The 21,769-nt window shown below is 65.8% G+C and carries 20 protein-coding genes; 16 read left to right on the top strand and 4 right to left on the bottom strand.

What is annotated here, in order from left to right; all coding sequences use genetic code 11:
- Nucleotides 1–162 precede the first annotated feature (162 nt).
- Nucleotides 163–627: a DUF1269 domain-containing protein gene (locus tag ACSG06_RS18505; protein WP_440992107.1), complete on the bottom strand. Its 465-nt coding sequence runs from the start codon at nucleotides 625–627 to the stop codon at nucleotides 163–165.
- Nucleotides 628–1,128: 501 nt separating this feature from the next.
- Between ACSG06_RS18505 and ACSG06_RS18510 the strand changes: the two genes are divergently transcribed.
- The 14 genes from ACSG06_RS18510 (at nucleotide 1,129) to ACSG06_RS18575 (ending at nucleotide 15,529) form a co-directional block, all read left to right on the top strand.
- The gene (locus ACSG06_RS18510; protein WP_440991771.1) at nucleotides 1,129–1,908 is read left to right on the top strand and encodes a metallophosphoesterase; all 780 of its coding nucleotides are present in this window, start codon (nucleotides 1,129–1,131) and stop codon (nucleotides 1,906–1,908) included.
- Nucleotides 1,909–2,001: 93 nt separating this feature from the next.
- Nucleotides 2,002–2,673 (top strand): phospholipase D family protein, encoded by a 672-nt coding sequence (locus ACSG06_RS18515; RefSeq protein WP_440991772.1) that lies wholly within the window; start codon nucleotides 2,002–2,004, stop codon nucleotides 2,671–2,673.
- 324 nt (nucleotides 2,674–2,997) lie between these two features.
- Nucleotides 2,998–5,316, top strand: coding sequence for an arylsulfatase (locus ACSG06_RS18520; RefSeq protein WP_440991773.1), 2,319 nt, complete (start codon nucleotides 2,998–3,000; stop codon nucleotides 5,314–5,316).
- A gap of 127 nt (nucleotides 5,317–5,443) precedes the next feature.
- Entirely contained in the window at nucleotides 5,444–6,472 is a 1,029-nt protein-coding gene (locus ACSG06_RS18525) for an AI-2E family transporter (protein WP_440991774.1), read from the top strand.
- A gap of 167 nt (nucleotides 6,473–6,639) precedes the next feature.
- A complete protein-coding gene (locus ACSG06_RS18530; RefSeq protein WP_440991775.1) occupies nucleotides 6,640–7,041 on the top strand; it encodes a DUF5518 domain-containing protein in 402 nt (133 codons plus the stop codon).
- Between the two features lie 541 nt (nucleotides 7,042–7,582).
- Complete coding sequence (locus ACSG06_RS18535) at nucleotides 7,583–8,656, top strand: DUF8173 domain-containing protein (protein WP_440991776.1); 1,074 nt, start codon at nucleotides 7,583–7,585, stop codon at nucleotides 8,654–8,656.
- A 178-nt stretch (nucleotides 8,657–8,834) separates the two neighbouring features.
- Nucleotides 8,835–10,115, top strand: coding sequence for an RNA-guided endonuclease InsQ/TnpB family protein (locus ACSG06_RS18540; protein WP_440991777.1), 1,281 nt, complete (start codon nucleotides 8,835–8,837; stop codon nucleotides 10,113–10,115).
- Between the two features lie 213 nt (nucleotides 10,116–10,328).
- Nucleotides 10,329–11,450: a succinylglutamate desuccinylase/aspartoacylase family protein gene (locus ACSG06_RS18545; RefSeq protein WP_440991778.1), complete on the top strand. Its 1,122-nt coding sequence runs from the start codon at nucleotides 10,329–10,331 to the stop codon at nucleotides 11,448–11,450.
- 14 nt (nucleotides 11,451–11,464) lie between these two features.
- A complete protein-coding gene (locus ACSG06_RS18550; RefSeq protein WP_440991779.1) occupies nucleotides 11,465–11,671 on the top strand; it encodes a hypothetical protein in 207 nt (68 codons plus the stop codon).
- A gap of 57 nt (nucleotides 11,672–11,728) precedes the next feature.
- Entirely contained in the window at nucleotides 11,729–12,109 is a 381-nt protein-coding gene (locus ACSG06_RS18555) for a hypothetical protein (protein ID WP_440991780.1), read from the top strand.
- The gene (locus ACSG06_RS18560; protein ID WP_440991781.1) at nucleotides 12,103–12,984 is read left to right on the top strand and encodes a bile acid:sodium symporter family protein; all 882 of its coding nucleotides are present in this window, start codon (nucleotides 12,103–12,105) and stop codon (nucleotides 12,982–12,984) included. The genes ACSG06_RS18555 and ACSG06_RS18560 overlap by 7 nt, the downstream gene beginning before the upstream one ends.
- Before the next feature lie 126 nt (nucleotides 12,985–13,110).
- Nucleotides 13,111–13,662 carry an LURP-one-related/scramblase family protein gene (locus tag ACSG06_RS18565; RefSeq protein ID WP_440991782.1) on the top strand — a complete coding sequence of 184 codons (552 nt, stop codon included), beginning with the start codon at nucleotides 13,111–13,113 and terminating at the stop codon, nucleotides 13,660–13,662.
- Between the two features lie 115 nt (nucleotides 13,663–13,777).
- A complete protein-coding gene (locus tag ACSG06_RS18570; protein ID WP_440991783.1) occupies nucleotides 13,778–14,710 on the top strand; it encodes a bile acid:sodium symporter family protein in 933 nt (310 codons plus the stop codon).
- Between the two features lie 468 nt (nucleotides 14,711–15,178).
- Complete coding sequence (locus ACSG06_RS18575; RefSeq protein WP_440991784.1) at nucleotides 15,179–15,529, top strand: cupin domain-containing protein; 351 nt, start codon at nucleotides 15,179–15,181, stop codon at nucleotides 15,527–15,529.
- A 121-nt stretch (nucleotides 15,530–15,650) separates the two neighbouring features.
- On the opposite strand, the gene ACSG06_RS18580 is transcribed toward ACSG06_RS18575, so the two are convergent.
- The 3 genes from ACSG06_RS18580 to ACSG06_RS18590 all read right to left on the bottom strand — a co-directional run bounded on the left by ACSG06_RS18580 (nucleotide 15,651) and on the right by ACSG06_RS18590 (nucleotide 19,783).
- Nucleotides 15,651–16,427, bottom strand: a complete 777-nt coding sequence (locus ACSG06_RS18580; RefSeq protein WP_440991785.1) for a hypothetical protein — start codon at nucleotides 16,425–16,427, stop codon at nucleotides 15,651–15,653.
- A 69-nt stretch (nucleotides 16,428–16,496) separates the two neighbouring features.
- A complete protein-coding gene (locus ACSG06_RS18585; RefSeq protein WP_440991786.1) occupies nucleotides 16,497–17,462 on the bottom strand; it encodes a formylglycine-generating enzyme family protein in 966 nt (321 codons plus the stop codon).
- Nucleotides 17,463–17,464: 2 nt separating this feature from the next.
- Entirely contained in the window at nucleotides 17,465–19,783 is a 2,319-nt protein-coding gene (locus ACSG06_RS18590; protein WP_440991787.1) for an arylsulfatase, read from the bottom strand.
- A 281-nt stretch (nucleotides 19,784–20,064) separates the two neighbouring features.
- On the opposite strand from ACSG06_RS18590, the gene ACSG06_RS18595 reads away from it, so the two are divergent.
- Both ACSG06_RS18595 and ACSG06_RS18600 read left to right on the top strand, forming a co-directional pair.
- Nucleotides 20,065–20,934, top strand: coding sequence for a mechanosensitive ion channel family protein (locus tag ACSG06_RS18595; RefSeq protein WP_440991788.1), 870 nt, complete (start codon nucleotides 20,065–20,067; stop codon nucleotides 20,932–20,934).
- A 141-nt stretch (nucleotides 20,935–21,075) separates the two neighbouring features.
- Nucleotides 21,076–21,720, top strand: a complete 645-nt coding sequence (locus ACSG06_RS18600) for a TMEM175 family protein (protein ID WP_440991789.1) — start codon at nucleotides 21,076–21,078, stop codon at nucleotides 21,718–21,720.
- The last annotated feature ends 49 nt before the right edge of the window (nucleotides 21,721–21,769 follow it).

Genomic DNA, 21,769 nt, shown 5'->3' on the forward strand with positions numbered 1-21,769 from the left:
CGATAGAGGACGTACGGTAGCGAGGCAAAAAGCGGTAGTCACCGTTCAGTGGGGACGGACGTGGCGGCTCCATGGGAAAGCTGTCATTTTCGATATCGTTCGTGCCGGTCGTCCGAGGGTGAGAACTGCAGTCCACCGAGCGGGACCGAGTTCCCGGCCGCCTCAGCCGGAGACCTCCTCTGCAGCGAACGCCTCCCGGAGCTTCGTCTCGTCCTCGTACGAGAGGTTCGTCTGGATGATCTCGAAGTCGTAGTCCGCCAGTTCCTCCTGGATGCGCTCCATCTGCGCGTCGCGGGAGAGGAGGAAGAGCGCCGAGTTACCGGGCTCGATGGACGCGCTGACCTCCTTGATGAACGAATCGTCGATGCCGATGTCCGTCAACTTCCCGCCGAGGGCTCCAGCGGCGGCGCCGGCGACCAGGCCGAGCCACGGCGCGAAGAACAGGAGGCCGACGAGCATGCCCCAGAACGCACCACCGAGCGCCCCTCGACCGACGAGGCTGTGTGCCTGCTTGACCTTGACCTTCCCGCTATCCTTCCTGACGACGACCGCCGCGTCCTCCAGTGTGATCAGTTCGCGCTTCTGGAGGTCGTACATCTTCTCGCGCATCTCCTGCGCGCCGGTCATCGTGTCGAAGACGAGCACGACTAGTGAACTCATGCGGACGTACCTCGTGCGTGTGGTGAATTAGTAATACGTCGAGTACCCGAGGTAAGTCGGCCGTAGCCGAGGCGAGCGGTGCGTCCCTCCCGAGCTGGTCGAACGCGTACTCCGATGCTCCGACCCTGACGTGGGCCAGACCCGAACTGCCCTTCCGGACACGCCGGAGATCGCTGTGGACTGGGTCTTCGTAGTTTGCTGTGATTCCACACAATGGAACACTACCGTCGATGCCGGCACGTCCGGAACCAGAACCGACTGCGCTGGCCTGAGTGTCCGTGGACCCCCGAGGTACCGACGACGACCGGGGGAAGGACATTAACGCAGCCAGCGCTTACGGCCCGCCACAATGCGAGACGGAACCGACCCGAGATACGGATGGGGGACACTGGCTCGGGGGCACGAACCCGACGGGCCAGACGACGACGGTCACCGGCCGGCACTCCCACAGCGCCGGTCGCGGAACCAGTGACCGGAACGGTCGTGATCGCGGGTGACGTCCACCTGGGGTCAGAGAACGCGAACGCGGAGGCGTTCAACGGATTCCTCGACAGCATCCGCCACGAACGCGAGGACGTGACGGAGGTCGTGCTCCTCGGCGACGTCTGGGACATGATACGGCGCGACCCGTTCGGGGTCGCCTGGGAGTCCGCCGACACCATCAGTCGCCTCCAGGCCCTGGCAGCGGAGGTTCCCGTGCGGCTGCTGCTCGGCAACCACGACACGTACCTCGGGGAGCTCGACGACGCCCGGTACGACGTCGCGTTCATGGACGAGTACGCGGTCGAACAGGGCGGGACGACCATCCGGTTCGTCCACGGGAACGCCTTCGACCGACTCCAGTTCGACGTGCTCTCGTCGCGGCTCTCGGGGCCCGGCGACCGCGGTGACATCGACCCGACGGGAGGCCGGAAGGACCCGGTCGTCGCCGCGTTCAGGGAGACCGTCAAACGCGGACATCAGCGGGTCCAGGCGCTCCCGCTGGTCGGCAGCGTCGCGTCCAGCGACGCGGCGGCCAGCTACTCGCGACGGCAGCGCCGCGCACACGCGTTCCTGGAATCAATCGCGGAGGACAAGCTCGTCTACGGGCACACCCACAGTCCGTACGTACACCACGAGAACGTCGCCGCCAACCCCGGGTCCTGGAAGGCCACCGCACCCGTCCACAACACCTACCTCGTGCTCGAGGACGGCCACCTCGAACTCTACCGCTACCGCGAGTATGGGGAGGACGAACAGCTCGACTGACGAGCCCGGGTCGACTGCTATCGACCAGCCGTCGTGCGGCCTGGAATAAACGCACTCCACGCTATTTGCCCTGTGCCGGCGTATTACACGGCGATGGTAGAACAGGAACTGTTCGACAACCGCATCACGGGCCGGCTGGTCGCCGAGGCCGTCATGCGGTTGTTCGAGGAGGATGGTACCATCTACCTCACCACGGGATACTTCACATGGTCCGGGTTCCTGACGATCCGTCCGGCCCTCGTCGAGTTCCTCGCGCGGTCGCCCGAGAACGAGCTGTACGTCGTCGTCGCGACGGGCGCCGACCAGTTCTCCCGGCTCGTCGCCACCGCACTCTGGGAGCTGGACGTCGACGACCGCGTCCACCTCCTCACGTACCGCGACGGGTTCATCCACCCGAAGCTCTACCTCAGGGACGGCGCACAGCCCGCGCTCGTCTCCGGCTCCGCGAACCTCACGTGGGACGGCCTCGGGAAGAACCTCGAGCTCGCCTGGTACTACGCCCCCGACGACCCCTCCGACCCGATATTCCAGACCCACCTCGCGTGGGTGGTCGCGTTCCTGCAGCCATGCGAGACGATCACCCAGGCTGACCTCGCCCGTGTCACCCGTCTTCGCCGGACGACGAGGACGTGGCTCTCGAAGGGGCGCATCAACATCCCGTCGATGGTGCGGGGCTGGCTGCCGTTCGTCGACCAGCCGACGACGGCCGAGTGGGAACCGCTCCCCGGCCTCCAGACGACGGACGAGCCGTGGCAACGCAGATGACGGCTGCCGGCGGGGCACTCGTCGGCGCAGCCGTGCGAATCACGGGGACCGCATAACTCCGCCTTACCGTCGTCCGTCGAGGCCCCTCCCGAGTTCCACCCTTCCCACGGAGAGCGGACGATGGTGGAACGTGCTGGGACCTAGTGCGGACATTCGGAACTGACGCGAGGGTGACCGCCCGATAGCGCCTCCATTACTTTCCGGGCGGTCGGCGTGTCTCCCTCCGTTGAGTCGACCGTCTGCGCTTCCGGTCGGACGCGAGGGCGGTCTGGCCTGCGGTGACGGACGCGACTCCCCCCTTCACTGGGGCGATTCCCCACACACATGCCATCGCAAGATTTCCACGGCCACATCGGCCGAACGTACGACGAATCGGAACCCTGGTGGCCCGCGGAGACGCGGGCACCAGACGACGCGCCGAACGTGCTGCTGATCACACTCGACGACGTCGGGTTCGGGCAGCTCGGCTGTTTCGGCGGCCTCATCGACACGCCGAACATCGACAGACTCGCCGAGAACGGGCTCAGGTACAACAACTTCCACACGACCGCACTCTGCTCGCCGACGCGCTCGTGTCTGATGACCGGGCGCAACCACCACTCGAACGGGATGGCCGCCATCGCCGAGGCGTCGACGGGCTTCCCGGGTTACAACGGGCACATCCCACACGAGAACGGGATGGTCTCGGAGGCGCTCGTCGAGGAGGGCTACAGTACCTACCACCTCGGCAAATGGCACCTCACGCCGGCCGAGTCGACGAGCGCCGCCGGCCCCTACGACCAGTGGCCGTTGCAGCGGGGGTTCGAGCGGTTCTACGGGTTCCTCGGCGGTGACACCGACCAGTACACCCCGACGCTCATTCACGACAACCATCAGGTCGAGCCACCGGCGACGCCCGAGGAGGGCTATCACTTCACGGAAGACATCGCCCAGCGGGCCATCGAGTTCATCGGGGACGCCAAGCAGGTCGACCCCGACAAGCCGTTCTTCACGTACTTCTGCCCGGGCGCGGCGCACGCACCCCACCAGGTCCCACAGGAGTGGATCGAGAAGTACGAGGGCGAGTTCGACATGGGCTGGGACGAGGCCCGCGAGGTCATCCTCGAACAACAGAAGAAAGCAGGCGTCGTCCCAGAGGACACCGAACTGTCCCCCCAGAACGAGGACGTCGAGCGGTGGGACAGCCTCTCCGAGGACCAGCAGCAGCTGTATGCCAGGATGATGGAGGTGTTCGCGGGCTTCGTAGAGCACACCGACGCCCAGATCGGCAGGGTGCTGGACTACCTGGAGGAGATCGGCGAGCTGGAGAACACGCTCGTGATGGTCGTCTCTGACAACGGTGCCAGCGCGGAGGGGGGTCCGACCGGCTCGGTGAACGAGAACAAGTTCTTCAACAACGTCCCGGAGAGCCTGGAGGAGAACCTGGAGGCGATGGACGACCTCGGCGGCCCGGAGTGCTTCAACCACTACCCGTGGGGGTGGACGTGGGCGGGCAACACGCCGTTCCGGCGCTGGAAGCGCGAGACCTACCGCGGCGGCGCGAGTGACCCGCTCGTCGTGTCGTGGCCCGAGGGCATCGAGGCCGAGGGCGAGGTGCGCGACCAGTTCGTCCACGCCATCGACGTCGCGCCCACCATCTACGAGGCGGTCGGCATCGAACCACCGGACGAGGTGAAGGGATATTCGCAGTCGGAGATCGAGGGCACCAGCTTCGCGTACAGCTTCGACGAGCCAGACGCGCCCGAACAGCACACCACCCAGTACTTCGAGATGATCGGCACGCGCGCCATCTACCACGACGGCTGGCGCGCCGTCCGCCCGTGGCCGTTCGGAGAGCGCATCACGGCGGAAGACCTCTCTGCGACGAGCCTGGAGGAGTCGGGCTGGGAGCTGTACCACGTCGAGGAGGACTTCTCGGAGGCCCACGACGTCGCGAGCGAACACCCGGAGAAGGTGCTCGAGCTCGCCCAGCTCTGGTGGACCGAGGCCGGGAAGCACGACGTGCTCCCCCTCGATGGCCGCGGCGTCGAACGGCTGGCGGAACCCCGCCCCCAGCCGGGGAAGGTGCGCGACCAGTACGTCTACCACCCCGGCGGCCAGCACGTCCCCGAGAACGCCGCCGTGCGGGTGCTGAACCGCGACCACAGCATCACCGCGGACCTGACCATACCGATGGGCGGTGCCGAGGGCGTTCTGCTCGCCCATGGGAGCCGGTGGGGCGGCTACAGCCTCTTCGTCCGGGACAATCGGCTGCAGTACGTCCACAACTACGTCGGCGTCGAGGAGTACCGGGTGACCGCCGACGAGCCGCTCCCGGAGGGTGATGTCTCGGTCCGCATGGAGTTCGAGGCGACCGGCGAACCAGACGTCCCGAACGGCGAGGGCGTCCCCGCGACGGTCCGACTCTACTGCGGCGACCAGCAGGTCGGCGAGGGAGAGCTCCCGAAGACGGTCCCGATCATGATCGGCATCGTCACCGGACTGAGCTGTGGTCGGGACGCGGTCAGCACAGTCAGCGAGAGCTACCGCGACCGGGCGCCGTTCGACTTCACCGGGGATATCGCCCGCGTTACGGTGGACGTCAGCGGCGAACCGTTCGTCGACCACGAGGCCGAGCTGGAGCGCATCATGGCCCGGGAGTGAAAGGTTGCGGCGGCCTTCGGCCGCCCGGCTCTCCACCCGTGCCGCGAAGCGGGGGCCAGCGACTGACCGACCAGCGACCTGGCGCGGGTGAGCACCGAAGATAGCCTGGGATTGACCACAGCAACCCATGACCGCCGACGACGACCGCTCATCGGTAACGTTCCTTCGGCTGCTACTGGCCGTCATCGGCACGCTCTCGGTCCTCCTCGTGCTGCCGTTCCTGCAGGCCGTGCTGGCGGGGGGACTCCTGGCGTACCTCGTCGCCCCGGTGAGCAGGCGGCTCTCGCGTCGGCTGGGCCCGACCATCGGGGCCGCGGTCACGATTCTCGTCACGGTCCTCGTCGTGCTCGTCCCGGTCCTCGCCGTCCTCGGTATCGCAGCCGAACAGGCGGTGACACTGGTGCGGGGCGCAGAGCTCCCGGACGTCGCGGCCCTGGAGCTCATTCTCCAGGAGTGGCTCGGAGCGGATGCCGACCTCTCGAGGCTGGAGGGACCCCTCGCCAGCGCGGCCGAGATCGGCGTCCGGGGACTCGCGGGGAGCCTCGTCGGTATCCTCGCCGGCATCCCGGCCATCGCCGTCGGGAGCGTCATCTTCCTGTTCAGCTTCTTCTACCTGCTCCGGGACGGGGACGACCTCGTGCGGTGGCTCCGGACCGCGGCCCCGCTCGACCCGGAGATACTGGACGACCTGACCCGTCGGGCCGACGAGCTTCTGTGGGCGGCGGTGGTCGGCAACGTCATCGTCGCCGGCATCCAGGCGGTGTTGACCGTCCTCGGCTTCGTCGCCGTGGGAATCGGCGACATCGTCTTCTGGGGCGTGGCCACGTTCCTCCTCTCGTTGCTGCCCCTCATCGGTGCCTCCATCGTCTGGGTTCCGGCGGTGGTCTACCTCGCCCTCGTCGGGAACATCCCGGCGGCAATCGGGCTCCTCGTCTACGGGTCCCTGATCATCAGCGGCTCGGACAACTACGTCAGGCCCCTCGTGATGCAACGAGGCGCACATCTCAATCCCGGGCTGATAGTGGTGGGCATCTTCGGCGGCGTGGCGGTGTTCGGGTTCCTCGGTCTGTTCGTCGGTCCGGTCGTTCTCGGCCTGACGAAGGCCACGGCCGAGGCGCTGGTGGCTCAGCGCGAAGCGGCCGGAGAGACCTCCTGAGGGACAGGCATCGCCGCGCACGGGGCGACCGAGGCGAGACTGACCGGAGAGAGCATCGCCGCCCTGCAGCCGATAATCGGGTGTGTATCCGACCCAAACAAGAAACCTTACCACAATGATATGTTGTGCCTTACAAAATCCTCAGATGTCGTCGTTATTCTCGTATCATGGACATTAACTGGAACGCAGTATTCAGTGGGTTTATCGTCGCGGTCGTCCTCGGCCTCGCCGCCTCCCTGGTCGGCGTGAGCGAGACGTCCGTGTGGCTGTTCACTATCCCCGGTCTCGTCGGTGGGTTCGTAGCGGGCTACATGGTCTCGGGGGTCGGTGACGGCGCCGTCCACGGTGGCCTCGCCACCGTCATCGGCGCACTCCTCACGCTCGCCTTCCTCACCGTGTTCGGGGTCCTGTTCATCGGAATCATCCCCGCCATCGGTGGCGCAACCATCGCGCTGCTGGTCCTGTTCTTCCAGGCGATCCCCGGCGCCATCGCCGGCGCCGTGGGCGGCTGGGCCAAGGACCGCCGCGCCCCCCAGGCTGCCGCCGGGAGCGAAACCGCGTCTCGCTGACGGGACGCGCAATCGACCATCCGAATCGATCATCCGAACTCACATCCGTTCTTCGACACACCGAATCCGAGCAGCGACAGCTCCGACGCCACCGCGGTTTCGAGATGGCGACCGCAGTGTATGCCACTCGAGGTTTGAGGTTTCCATCCCGTGCCGCTGGACAGCATCGTGGAGGTGACACCACGACCGGCGAGTCGCCCCGGTGACCAGTAAGTCGTCGTTCACTCGGAGATACCTCGAACTAACAAAATACGAACAGAGCTTCCACAGTCACGTCAGTTGACGGAGTCAGGCCGGCCCGGGTTCCGTGACCAGAATCGCTGCGAGACCACGTCTTCCGGCATCGAAACATGGACGCAACACACGAACTCCGTCGCCCCTGCGGACTCGACGCGGAGGCTCTCCCAGTGGAGGCTCTCCCACCCGACAGTTCGGTTGACGCCCGGCACAGCCACACCGAACAGGGCCGGCCAGCCCGCTGGCGGGTCGACCGACCAGCACCAGAGGCCAACGGCAGGTCCAACGGGGCGTTCAGCCACCCATGACGACCTCACGATCCCGGGCCCGGGCCCTTCTCGCTCTCTTGCTCGTTACCTTCGTTCTCGCGGGCAGCATCGGTCCGGTCGGTGCGGAGACGGGTGGTGCGGAGACGACGAGCGCGACGGCAGAACGACAATCCCGGAGCCCGCAGCTCGAGCTCAGGGCGTCCGTCACGGGTGACATCGTCGTGGTCGCCGGCTGGTTCGAGCTCACCGCCAGTGCAGAGGGGCGAGTGGATACGACCACCGGCGCCAGGGAGATCGATGGGACGTACGACGTGAACCTCGCCGAGCCGTTCGGGGAGTTCGAGTACAGCGGCGAGGTCGTCGGGACCGTCAACGCGAGCAGGGTCCTCCTCGTGTTCGAGGGGAACGCGACCAGTTTCGCCTGGGCCGAGTCCGCACCGCCGGCCACCGCGTTGTCGTCCGTCGGTGGTGCTGTCGCGACGGTCGACAGGATGCCACGGCAGAGCGTCTCCGTCCAGCAGCAGCCCACGCCGCTGCAGCTCAGACCGTTCCGGAGCCTGGGCATCTCCTTTTTCGACCTCTACTGGGAGCTCGCGACGCTCCTCCTGGGACTGGTCGTGGTCGGCCTCCTGCCGCGCTTCTCGAGACACGTGTCCGACCTCGGTACCAGCGACCCGTTGCGAACTGCCGCGGCCGGCCTCGCCGTGGTGCTCGCCGTCCCCGTCGCGCTGCTGATGCTCGGGCTGAGCCTGTTCGGGATTCCGCTGGCGCTCGCCGGCACCGCCGTCTACCTCGTGTTCTGGTGGCTCGGAGCCGTCTTCGGTCGGTTCACGGTCGGTCTCTGGGTGCTCGGAGCCGTCTCCCAGGGGCTCGCGGCCGTCGACATCGAGGTCCGGCGTGTCGAGAACCGCTGGGCGGGACTGCTGGTCGGGACGTTCGTGGTCGGGCTGCTGGTGCTGCTCCCGTTCGTGGGCCCGGTCATCGAGTCCCTCGTCCTCCTGCTCGGGCTGGGCGGGGTCACCCGTCTGGCCTACCGGTCGTACCGCCGCACCGAGCGAGGGGAGCGGACACAGACCGTCGGGTCCGTGATCGGCTCGGAGGAGGAGTGACGGACCGAGCGGGACGCTTCCTTCCTCGGTGTCATTACGGAGAGTCAAGGAGAAAGCCCCGCCCTTCAGGGCGGGGATGAATCCGACAACTCCTACACAGTCCACTGTTCGGTGGCACGGCAGGATATTCCACGCTCGAATCCATATCACTAAGTATGTTTGTTTACATAGGTTACGTATGGCGAAACAGGTCGTCACTCGCACCTACGTTGCGTCCATACGGAACCAATCACAGGTGCAGGACGACCTTGATTCGCTCGGGTTCGCCGCATCAAAACTCTGGAACGTCGGAAGAAGGGTTTGTGACCGCGTATGGTCAGAGATTTGCCACATCCCCGGTCACAACGAACTCACCTCGTACCTCAAGAGCCACGAACGCTACGATGACCTGCATTCGCAGTCAAGTCAGCGAGTCCTTCAAGAACTCGCTGAAGCGTTCAACGGCTGGTACGGCAAACGACGCACCGGAGATACACGAGCGAACCCGCCGAAGTACCGTAAACACGGCGACGAACACCCGCGTAGTACGGTCACGTTCAAAGCCGCTGGCTTCAAACTCGACACCCAGTACAACCGCGTCCGACTCAGCAAGGGGTCAAACCTGAAAGAGTATTGGTCGGACTTCACTCTCTGTGAGTATCAGACCCGCCCCGATGTTGACCTCTCCACCGTGGAGAACGTCCAACAGGTCCGGGCGGTCTGGACGGGCGACGAGTGGGAACTGCACTTCGTCTGCAAAGTCGAAACCGAAGTCGCTGAATCACCCGGTGAGAAGACCGTGGGTGTTGACCTCGGTATCAACAACTTCGCTGCGCTCGCCTACGAGGACGGAGACAGCGAGTTGTACCCGTTGAACTGCTTGAAGCAGGATGACTACTACTTCAGCAAGCGAATCGGCCAGTGCGACGACTCGGATTCCGAGCAGGCCACGCGGTTGAACCAGAAGAAGTCGGCTCGCCGCACCCACTATTTCCACACACTTTCGAAACACATCGTTGAACGATGCGTTGAGGAGGGTGTTGGAACCATCGTGGTGGGCGATCTCTCCGGTATCCGTGAGGATGAGGAGAACGGCGAGTCGAAGAACTGGGGGAAACACGGCAACCTTGATTTGCATTCGTGGGCGTTCGACCGCTTCACTGACCTACTCACCTACAAGGCCGAGATGGAAGGTATCTCGGTTGAGGAGGTATCCGAGCGGGATACGTCGAAGTCGTGTTCGTGCTGTGGTCGTACACGGAAAGCGAACCGTGTTGAACGCGGGTTGTACGTCTGCGAGGAGTGTGATACGGTTGCGAACGCGGACGTGAACGGTGCGGAGAACATTCGGCAGAAAGTATCTCCGAGTCTCGCCTGTGATGGGGGAGACAGGAGTAACGGCTGGTTGGCACAGCCTTCGACGTTCTTGTTTGACAAGGAAACTGGTGCGTTCGCACCTCAAGAACACGTAACGTCGTAAACCACAATATCCCAACGACGGTCGGGAATCCTCGCCCTTCAGGGCGGGGAGGATGTCAACGCGCACCACGTCGGCGGTGGGCGTTGCAGTCTGAAAGGCCCCAGGGATCGGCGTAATCCGAGCGAACTCCCAGTTCGAATGGCATAACAAAGACTCGCAGGACCCATCATCTCCACAGGTCGGCACCTGGCTGACCGCCGATTCCCGAAACCCATGAGTTCTGAACACGACGACCAACGACCGTTCCGGTACGACGCGGAGGTCGACCCCGGCGAGGTCCGACACATCCAGTACGAGGTGGGTGAGACGTACCTCGGCCGGCCGGTCGAGCTGCCGATCACGATCATCAACGGCGAACACCCCGGACCACGCCTGTGCCTGAGTGCGGCGATCCACGGCGACGAGGTGAACGGGGTCAAGGTGCTCCAGGAGGTGGCCGACCGCTACGACCCGGGGAACCTGCACGGCACCATCGTCTGCCTGCACGTCGTGAACGTGCCGGGCTACATCGCCCAGCAACGCTACCTCCCGATCTACGACCAGGACCTCAATCGGTCGTTCCCCGGGACCAGCGGGGGCTCGACCGCCTCGCGGATGGCACGGGTCATCTGGGACCGGTTCGTGAGCAAGTGCGACATCGGCCTGGACTTCCACACGTCGACACGGAACCGGATGACCGTCTTCCACGGCCGCGCCGACATGGCGGACGAGGGCATCCAGCGACTCGTCGACGCGGCAGGCATCCCGCTCGTCATCTCCGGCGAGGGGAGTTCCGGGATGCTCCGCCGGGTCGCGACCGAGAAGGGGACGCCGATCGTCACCGTGGAGATGGGCGAGGCGAACCGCTTCCAGCCGATGCTCATCGACCTCGGCGTCCAGGCCGTCGAGAACGTCCTCGCGGCCTACGAGATGCACCCGGAGGCGACGCCACGGCGGCCCGAGTTCCAGCGGGTCCTCACGAACGACGACGAGAAGAGGTGGATCCGCGCAGACAACGGCGGGCTCGTCGAGATGAAGTGGGGACCGCTGCCCATCGTCGACGAGGGGGAGACCATCTGCGTCATCTCCGACCACTTCAGTACGGAGGAGCACGTCGTCGAGGCGCCGTTCGACGGGTTCCTCGCCGGCATCCTGGCTAACCCGCGGGTGCTGCCGGGTCACCCGCTCGTCCACCTCGTGGAGATAACCGAGGAGGACCGCGAGCACGTGCGCCGCTCCTACGAGCAGGTCGGGTTCGCCCGGCACGGCACCTTCCACTGGATGGGCAAGATGGGTGAGCAGGTGACGGAGTCACTCATGGAGAGGCCCCCGCACGAGGAACCGGACGACGACTAAGACACGAGCACAGCATGGGACCCAACCGCATCACGACCCTCGTCGACGCCTTCCGGGCTGCGATCTTCGACGCACAGCGGGCTGCGTTACTGCTGCTCGTTCTCTTCGTCCTGTTCACGCTCGTCGCATCGACGTTCCTGCCGCGACGCGTGTCGGAGACCGAGGTGTCGGAGGCACGAGTCCAGACACAGGAGACCCAGCCGACCGAGGTGACCGACTGAATCGGGGAGTCGTGATACCGACTTCGTCCCGACATCGACCAACTGACAGATAACACAATGGCAAACACGACCCACAGACCGGACGTCGATTCGCTCGCGGAAGACGCATACCCGTACGGCCTCCAGCAGCCCGTCTTCTGCGAGAAGCGGGACGAGTGCACGCGGGAGGAGGACAGCAGTTCCCCCGTGGGCGACGAGTTCGAACGCTCCCCCATCAACAGCGTCCGCCACGACGAGAACAAACCGCACGTCGAGAACGACGAACCGGTCATCCACCACGAGAAACCCAGGAGGCCCGATAGGGCGGAGAACTGGCCACCGACGCCCGAGGGTACCGTCCGCCTCACCTCCCGGTCCTCCGCCCCCGCTGGTCGGTGGCCGACTGGTCCGTCGAGATGTCGGGTGTGGTCCCGGTCGGGAGGTGATCGACGGTGGTAGTCATCCTCGAATCCCTTGCCACGCTCTCGGTGCTCGTCTTCGTCGTGACCAGCATGCTCGCGATGGGGCTGAACCTGACCGTCGGCCAGATCCTCGACCCCCTGAGCGACCTCCGGCTGGTCGGCAAGGCGCTCCTGGCGAACTTCGTCCTGATTCCGCTCCTCGCCTACCTCATCCTGCTGGTGATTCCGCTCACCGACGCGCAGTCCATCGGCTTGATTCTGCTGGCGACGGCGGCTGGAGCGCCGTTCCTCCCCAAACTCGTGGAGTTCGCGAAGGGCGACATCGCCTTCGGCGTTGGCCTGATGGTCCTGCTGATGGTCGTGACGGTCGCCTACGTGCCGCTGGTGCTCCCGTTCCTCCTCCCGGGCGTCGCGGTCGACCCCGTGGAGATCGCGAGCTCGCTGGTCGTCCTGATGCTCATCCCGCTCGCTGTCGGGTTGTTCGTGAAGGCGCGATACGAGGAGACCGCGGGCTGGCTGCAGCCGAAGATGAGCCAGGTCTCCAGCACCGCGCTGGTGTTCCTCGTCGTGCTCATGCTGGTGCTGAACTTCCAGACGCTCATCAGCGTCGTCGGGAGCGGGTTGCTCGTCGCGTTCGCGTTGCTCATCCTCACCTCCTTCGCCGTGGGGTGGGTCCTGGGCGGCCCGAAGGCCGGCACCAGACCGGTGCTCGCGCTCGGGACCGCCCAGCGCAACGTCTCCGCGGCGCTCGTCGTCGGCGCGGCGAACTTCGAGGACCCGAACGTGGTCGTCACGCTCGTCGTCGGCGCGACGCTGATGGGCCTGCTCATCCTCGTCGCCGGTGAGCTGGGAAAGCGGACCGAACGAACCGAACCGACGCGGATGGCCGAGGAGGTGGCGTACGATGACTGACAACCCCACCCACACGAACGACACCGGAACGAGAGGCAGATCCACCATGACACGAGACAGATCCACCATGACACCGATCGGCGGACAGACGACGGACGATTCCAGCGAACCGACGGGGGCGATAGCATGAGTCCCCGGAGGGGCCGACAGCGACGTCAAGCTCGCCGGGAGGGCACGACGCCGGCGCCGGGCGGCCCGGCGACGACGCCGACGCGCTACCAGATGCGCGAGAAACTGGTGGCTTTCGGCAACGACTACGTCATCAAGACGGGGAAAGGACGGCCGGCGTTCAGGGTCGACGGGAAGGCGCTCAGGGTGCGCAATACCATCAGAATCGAGGACTCGATGCGGCGGCCGCTCTACACCGTCCAGGAGCGGATGCTCCGGGTGAAAGCGACGATGGTCATCGAGAAGAACGGCCAGACGGTCGCGACCATCCAGAAGGCGCTCGTGACCCCGCTACGGGACCGCTTCGACGTCAAGGTCGTCGGTGGCCCCGACCTGCACGTGCAGGGAAACATCCTCGACCACGAGTACAGAATCACCCGGCAGGGGCAGCCGGTCGCGAACGTCTCGAAGCGGTGGTTCCGCATCAGAGACACCTACGGCGTCGAGGTCATGCCGGGCGAGGACGACGCGTTCGTGCTTGCCATCACTGCCGCCCTCGACTCGATATGAGGGGAGACAGGCGACCGGAACGCCGCCGGCGCCAGTCACCCTCTGGGAATGGGCGTCGCCTGGGTGGGTTCGACGCGACAGGAAGTCGACCACTCTCGTCGAGCGCTGCGCACACGTGCAACTGAACTGGACCGAGCCCATCGAGGCGCTGGTCATCGTCCTCGAAAGCCTCCAGGGCGTCCTCGTGGTGGTCTCGCTCGTGGCGATGATGACGGCGTTGGGGACCAGACTCACACGTGGCGACGTCGGCCGGACAATCCGCGAGTACAGGCTCGTCCTCCGATGGGTCTTCGCGAACCTGCTTGCAGTCCCGGTGTTCGCAGTGCTTCTCGGGAGGATCGTCGGCCTTCCCAGATCGCTCTACATCGGACTGCTACTCGTCGCGGTCGCCCCGGGCGCGCCCTTCATCCCACAGCTCGTGTCGATGACACGCGCGAACTCGCAAGAGGCCGTCCGCCTGACCGCGGGCCTGACCATCGTCGCCACGGTGACGGTGCCGGTTCTCGTCGCTGCCGTGCTCGCACTGATCGAGGTCGAGACCGGCTTCGCACCCTGGCGATTTCTCTACCCGTTGGTGGTCCTCCTTGTGGTTCCCCTGCTGGCTGGCGGCGTCTTGCGGGACAGACGCCCTGGAGCCGCGTCCCAGGCCGCGAGGTGGCTCACGGCTCTGGCCAACGTGACGCTGCTCGCCGCGCTGACGATCGTCGTGGTCGTCGACTTCGGCGGAGCGATCCGGGTGTTCACGGCGCTCGTCGGGACCGGTGCCCTGCTGGTGATGGCGCTGTTCGTCCTCGCGACCATCGGCGTCGGCTGGCTCACGGGCGGTCCGACCCCACAGAACCGACGGATCCTCGCACTCGGCACGGCCGGCCGGAACATCAACATCGCGCTGTTCATCGCGACGGGTGCGTTCCCCGCGTCCGAGGCGGATGCTGGCATCACTGCGTTCGCTGTGGTCATGGTCGCCGTCTCGCTGCTCGTCGCCTGGTACTGGCGACGACATCCGCTGCCCGACGGGGTCGGATCGAGCAGTGCACTGACACAGTGACCCGGGGTCGCATCGGAAGCCGAACCACTCCGAAGAGCGATTCGGCGGGTGATGGCCCCCTCTCCACCGGAGCGCCATCGCACTCGCCGGTTCGTCGTATACGTCCTGCACGTCGAACGCCTCCTCAGCCGCTCGTGCGGGTTGTGAGCCCCGTGAACTGCGGCTCATGCAAGTGAGTACTCGACTGCTTCTACCAGGGCAATGAGCGTCTCTGGGCGCGACGGGGAGCATCACCATCTGAAGTCGCTCTCCCGATGTCGGTCGCCCGTCAGGGAAACCCCCACCTCACCGAAGCGCTGCGAGAGATAGGCCAGCTTGAATGGCCGGGGGCGCGGACCTGCGCCGCCGGTGACACGACCGTCACGAACCCGCGACTGTCCCGCGTTTCCAGCGGTGGTCACAGGCTGCTACCAACCATCGACCGAACGGAAGGCATATGCTACCTGGCGGTAAGAACCGAGCAAGACGATGAACAGGTGTCCCCAGCCGGGCTGTTCGTGGCAGGCGCTCGCCGCGTCCGCGGACGGTGCACGGACGGCGTATCTGGAACACGTGGTCACCGACCACGCGGGAGCTGACGACCCGGACTCTGTCGACTGGTTCGAGAGATCGCCTGGTGAGACGTCGGAGCGACGGTCGCACGACCACGAGCGGGTCGTCATCGTACTCGAGGGCGACCTCGTCCTCCACACCGAGGACGACTCCATCGAGCTGTCGACGAGCGATTCGATGCTGATAGAGGCCGGAGAGCCATACCACAGCGAGAACCCCGGTGAACACCCGTGTCTGGGCATCACGGCGGCCGCACAGGGGAGCTGACCCACGACAGGTTTCCGTCAGCGACGGTTGCGGGGGCGGTCACCGCTGCCCGGCCTTTCTCACTCACGGGTCCGGAGGGAGCGAGAGGGACAGTACCACCTCCACACAGCCATGCGGGCTCTCAGACCAGCAGCAGGACGAGCGTGTACGCGAGCGCGCCGGCGACGAACGCCATGAAGCGGCTCTCCCGCAGGTCCGGAAGTTCCTCCTTGATGACGTTGAGGATGACCGCACCCGCCACGAATCCGAACAGCATCGAGAGCAGCAGCCCGCCGCTGTCGAGCAGTAGTCCGAGGCCGCCACCGACCAGCGTGGCTCCCGCGAGAATCCAGCGACCCGTCCGGTCGAACTCCTCACCGTGATACCGGCGCAGTCCATGGTCGGAGATCCCGAAGTGCAGTCCCATCGCCAGCGCGTAGAACAGCAGGTTCGAGAGACCCGGCACCTCCTGGTGGAAGAGCAGATAGCCGATGAGCGCGCTGTACACGGCGAAGACGGCGACGTGGGCCCAGAAGACGAGCGGTTCCGCCTGGACCTCGTCGCTCGCACGCTGCGCGACGACGACCTCGACCCCGTAGAACAGCACGAACCCGAACAGTGCCATCAGGTAGACGATTTGCTCCGCGAGCAGCGCCTCTCCGCGGAGTTCACCCACGACCAGTGCCATCTCGCTCACCTCCGGGAGCAGGAGGACGAAGACGTAGGCCACTGTCGACCCGCCCGCGGCCGACAGCAGGGGGCGCCGCCGCTCGTACGCAAGATATCGACGGTGGCTCGCGAGCAGGTGAACCAGCGCGAGAGCGACGGTGCACAGGGTGGCAGCGACCGGGAAGCCCCCGGTCGTCGCCTCCTGCAGGAGTGTCGGGGTGAGCGCTCCCGTCCCGGGGCCCACGGTCATCGGCCTGCCTCTCGCCGTGAAAGCGCCGGACCCCGTGCCGTCCGGACAGGTCCTGAACGAGTCATCCGGTTAGTCCTGCAGTGATTCGACGCAGCGAAAGCCGACGTGGCTCGTGGAGGTGTCGACCGGTTCGGGGTAGCGCGCCGCCGGTCGGTACCTGAAGCAGTAGTTCGGCGCACAGAGGTGCGAGCCGCCCTTGAGCACCCGACGGGGCATCTCCGACGGGTCCCGGGGGTCGACGCTCTGCTCCTCCGACACACCGCGCGGGTTCGTCGGCGTACAGCAGGCGGGGGCGTCCCCGGCCGACGGGTCGGCGCTGAACCAGTCGCTCGTCCAGTCCCACACGTTGCCGGCCATGTCGTAGAGGCCGAACTCGTTGGCGGGGAACGCGCCGACGGGCGAGGTGCGCTCGTAGCCGTCAAGGGCCGTGTTCTCGTGGGGGAACTCCCCCTGCCAGGTGTTCGCCATGAGCTGGCCGTCCGGGACGTGTTCGTCGCCCCAGACGAATCGCTTCCCCGCCAGCCCACCGCGGGCGGCCCGTTCCCACTCGGCCTCGGTCGGGAGGCGCTTGCCCGCCCATTCGGCGTACGCCGCGGCGTCCTCGTAGGCGACGTGGACGACTGGATGGTCCATCCGGTCGTCGATGGAGCTGTCGGGACCGAGCGGGTGGCGCCAGTCCGCGCCCGGGACGTACTCCCACCAGCCGCTCGGGTCTCGAAGGTCGACCGAGCCGTCCGGCGGGGTGAAGACGGCGGACCCGGCGACGAGGTCGTCCGGGTCGGCACCGGGGTAGTCAGCGGGGTCGGGCTCGCGTTCGGCGAGCGTCGTGTAGCCGGTGTCCTCGACGAAGGCGGCGAAGGCCGCGTTGGTCACGGGGGCCACGTCCATCCGAAAGCCGTCTACCTGCACCTCGCGGACCGGTCCCTCCTCCGGGTAGAACTCCTCGGAGCCCATCCGGAACGTCCCGCCGGGAATCCTGACCGTCTCCCGGCCCGGGGTCTCGTCGGCGTCCGCCGCTGGTCCCGTTCCCGCCATCGTCACTCCCGGGCCATGATGCGGTCCAGTTCGGCCTCCTCGTGGACGAACGGCTCGCCGCTGACGTCGACTGTCACCCGGGCGATGTCCCCGGTGAACTCGAACGGCGCGCGGTCTCGGTAGGCGTCGGTGACGGCGCTGACGCTGTCCTTCCCACAGCTCAGACCGGCGGTGAGACCGATGGTGATGGGTGTCGTCACCGGAATTTCGCCTTCGCCGACCTGCTCGTCGTCGTAGTAGAGTCGAATGGTTCCCGGGGCCCCCTTCCCGTTCGGGAGGTCCGGTTCACCGGTCACCTCGAACTCCATGCGGGCGGTGACGTCGCCCTCGGGCAGCATCTGGTCGGCGACCACCTCGTACTCCTCGGAGCCGACGTAGTTGTGGACGAACTTGAGGCGGTTGTCCATCACGTACAACGAGTATCCACCGAGATACGAGCCGTGGGCGAGGAGGACGCCCTCGGCGCCACCCATCGGTATCGTCAGGTCCGCGGTGATGCTGTGGTCGCGATTGAACACTCTCACAGCGGCGTTCTCGGGAATATACTGGCCACCGGGGTGGTAGACGTACTGGTCGCGGGGCTTGCCCGGCTGCGGCCGGGTTTCCGCGAGGCGCTGAGTGGAGCGACCGTCGAGGGGAAGGACGTTGTGCTTGCCAGCCTCGGTCCACCAGAGCTGGGCGAGTTCGAGCACCTTCTCGGGGTGTTCGCTCGCGACGTCGTTCGCCTCCGCGAAGTCCTCCTCGACGTGATAGAGCTCCCAGCCCGACTCCTCCAGGCTGGTCGCCGAAAGCGCCTCTGCTGTCATCGGCTCGCCGAGCGGCCAGGGGTGGACGGCCCGCCAGCCGTCGTGGTAGATTGCCCGAGTCCCCAGCATCTCGAAGTACTGGGTGGTGTGCTGTTCAGGGGCGTCCGGTTCGTCGAAGCTGTACGCGAAGCTGGTGCCCACGATATCGGACTGTGAGTACCCCTTCACCTCCTCGGGCGCGTCGATGCCGGTCGCTTCGAGGATGGTCGGCGCGACGTCGATGGCGTGGACGAACTGCTCGCGCACCTCGCCCTCGGCCTCGATACCCTCCGGCCACGATACGACGAGCGGGTCGCTCGCACCGCCACGATACGTCTCGCGCTTCCAGCGCCGGAACGGCGTGTTGCCCGCCCACGCCCAGCCCCATGGGTAGTGGTTGAAGTGCTCCGGCCCACCCAGGTCGTCCATCGCCTCCAGGTTCTCTTCAAGGTCCTCGGGGACGTTGTTGAAGAACTTGTTCTCGTTCACCGAGCCGGTGTGGCCCCCTTCGGCGCTCGCGCCGTTGTCAGAGACCAGCATCACGAGCGTGTCGTCCAACTCGTCGATTTCCTCGAGGTAATCGAGTACCTTTCCGATCTGGGCGTCCGTGTGCTCCAAGAACCCGGCGAAGACCTCCATCATCCGCGCGTAGAGCTCCTGCTCGTCCTCCGAGAGCGAGGCCCACTCGTTCACGTCGGGGTTGCGCGGCGAGAGCTCTGTGTCCTCGGGGACGACGCCCATCTCCTTCTGTTGTTCGAGGATGACCTCGCGGGCCTCGTCCCAGCCCATGTCGAACTTGCCCTCGTACTTCTCGACCCACTCCTGGGGAACCTGATGCGGGGCGTGGCACGCGCCTGGGCAGAAGTACGTGAAGAACGGCTTGTCCGGGTCGACCTGCTTGGTGTCCCCGATGAACTCGATGGCCCGCTGGGCGAGGTCCTCGGTCAGATGGTAGCCCTCCTCGGGTGTGGCGGGTGGTTCAGTCTGGTGGTTGTCGTGGACCAGCGCCGGCGTGTACTGGTCGGTGTCGCCCCCGAGGAAGCCGTAGTACCGCTCGAAGCCCCGGTTGAGCGGCCACTGGTCGTATGGGCCTGCCGCGCTCGTGGATTCGGCCGGTGTGAGGTGCCACTTGCCGAGGTGGTACGTGCTGTAGCCCTCCTCGACGAGCATCTCCGGAATCATCCCGTTCTCGTGGGGAATGTGTCCGTTGTAGCCCGGGAAGCCGGTCGAGATCTCCGTGATGCCGGCCATCCCGTTCGAGTGGTGGTTGCGACCGGTCATCAGACACGAGCGCGTCGGCGAACAGAGCGCCGTCGTGTGGAAGTTGTTGTACCGCAGCCCGTTCTCGGCGAGGCGGTCGATGTTCGGTGTGTCGACCAACCCGCCGTAGCAGCCGAGCTGGCCGAAGCCGACGTCGTCGAGCGTTATCAGCAACACGTTCGGAGCGTCCTCGGGTGCTCGTGTCTGTTCGGGCCACCACGGTTCCGATTCGTCGTACGTTCGGCCGATGTGGCCGTGAAATTCCTGGTCTGGCATGTGTACGTGGCGCAGCGTGACCGGCCGACCCGCGTCGGGAGAACCCCCGGCAGTTCCGACTCGCTCGCCAGCGCGTGAGGTGGCCCGGAAGCGGGCAGGAGCCGATGACTCGAATTATCAACGTTCCACCAAAGTAATGCAGTTCCTTCAGAGACGACGGTGACCTTACCCGTGAGAAAGCGGGGATTTGTGTGGCAGCAGTCGCCGGTTTATCGCGTTTCAAGGCCTGTCGAGCAGGTATTCCTCCCTAACAATTTACGCCGCGATACCCTACTCGCAGTATGTCGTTCGACTCCCCCTGGGCGACCTATCCAGTACTGCAAATCGACACGTTCGTCGAGGAGATATCCGCCCTGGAGGGTGGATTCGTTCGCGGGTTCACCGTGTTCTTGATCGGGCTCGTCGTCGTCTACTTCCTCGCCCGATTCGTCGTCGTCAGGAGACTGACCAGGTGGATGACCGCCCATGGCGTAGACTCGTCTATCGTCAGCATGGCTCGCCTCGCCGGACAGATCGGGAGCGCGGCGCTCGCCTTCGGCATCGCAACGTCCGTCGCGGGGTTCGGCTCCATCACGACCGCGCTCTCGGCTGTCACCGGTGCGATCGCGATCGCGGTCGGGCTGGCGGCGAACGACATCATCGGGAACCTGCTGGCGGGACTGTACATCATCAACGAGGACCTGTTCGAGGTCGGCGACTGGATCGAGTGGGACGACCAGCGGGGCCGGGTCGAGCAGATCGACCTCCGGATCACGCGTCTCCGGACGTTCGACAACGAACAGATTGCCGTCCCGAACTCGACGCTGGCGAACACGACCGTCACCAACCCGGAGGCGTTCGGCCGACTCCGCATCTCGGTGCAGTTCGACGTCAGCCCCGCCGACATCGACCGAACGATCGAGATCATCGAGGACGAGGCCCGGGCCTTCCCCGAGATCATGGCCGAACCCGCGCCGAGTGTCAGGATCGCCGAACTGGGCGACACATTCGTCGGCCTGCGGGCACGGGTCTGGATGTCGAAGCCGTCCCGCTCGGACTTCAATCGGCTACGGACGGCGTACGTCCGCAACGTGCTGGGGCGCCTCGTCGAGGAGGGCATCGATGTGGACCCGAGTCCAGTCAGCGTGTCTGGGCAGCTCGAGGTCTCTTGAGCCACTCGAGTGGGCTCGAAGCCCGAGTGTCGGGTGAACACGCCCGCCCGATGCTGCAGGACAGGGACCGACCGAAGTCGCTCCCGGCCACCGAGTCGCGCACTCACATAGTCCCTTGTCCCTGCCTACCGTAGATGGAGTATGGCCCTACCGTTCCGACGCGAAGCGGAGGAGACCGGCCGCCTGCTCGCACTGTCTGACGGTGTCATCGCGATCGCTATCACGCTGCTCGTCCTGGAGATTGCCGTCCCCGAGGTGCCCGCAGGGACACCCCCATCGATCGTCGCGGAGCTCGTCTTCGAGCAGTCGCACCAGTTCCTCGGCTACACGCTCAGCTTCCTGGTGATCGGACTCTACTGGACACTTCACCGACGGATCTTCATCCACATCGAGGCACACGACCGGAGAATCGTCTGGCTCAACCTCCTCTTCCTGTTGCTCGTGGCCTTCGTCCCCTACGCGACGAGCGTGTTCAGCACGTATCCGAACCGACTCGGCGTCTCGTTCATCGCTGCAGTCCTCGCACTCACCGGCCTCTCCCTCGCTTCCCTCTGGATCTACGCGTCGCGAAGGGAACTCATCGAGGCGGGGCTCACATCCCGCACCGTCGGCATCCAGGCGACTCGCTTCCTGATCTCCCCCATCGTGTTCGCGGGCTCGATCGCAGTCGCGAGCGTCGACCCGACCTGGGCGATGCTCACCTGGGTGCTCTTGGTTCCGATCAACGTCGTCCTCAACTCGCGCCTCGTCGAGAGCCTGGAGGAGGAGTCGAGCCCGCAGGATTGACACCGGTGTCGAGCGGGAGACGGCGACCGAGCGAGGTGGTTTCGTGACC

It is taken from the genome of Haloarchaeobius baliensis, from assembly GCF_052060055.1.
Classification (GTDB): Archaea; Halobacteriota; Halobacteria; order Halobacteriales; family Natrialbaceae; genus Haloarchaeobius; species Haloarchaeobius baliensis.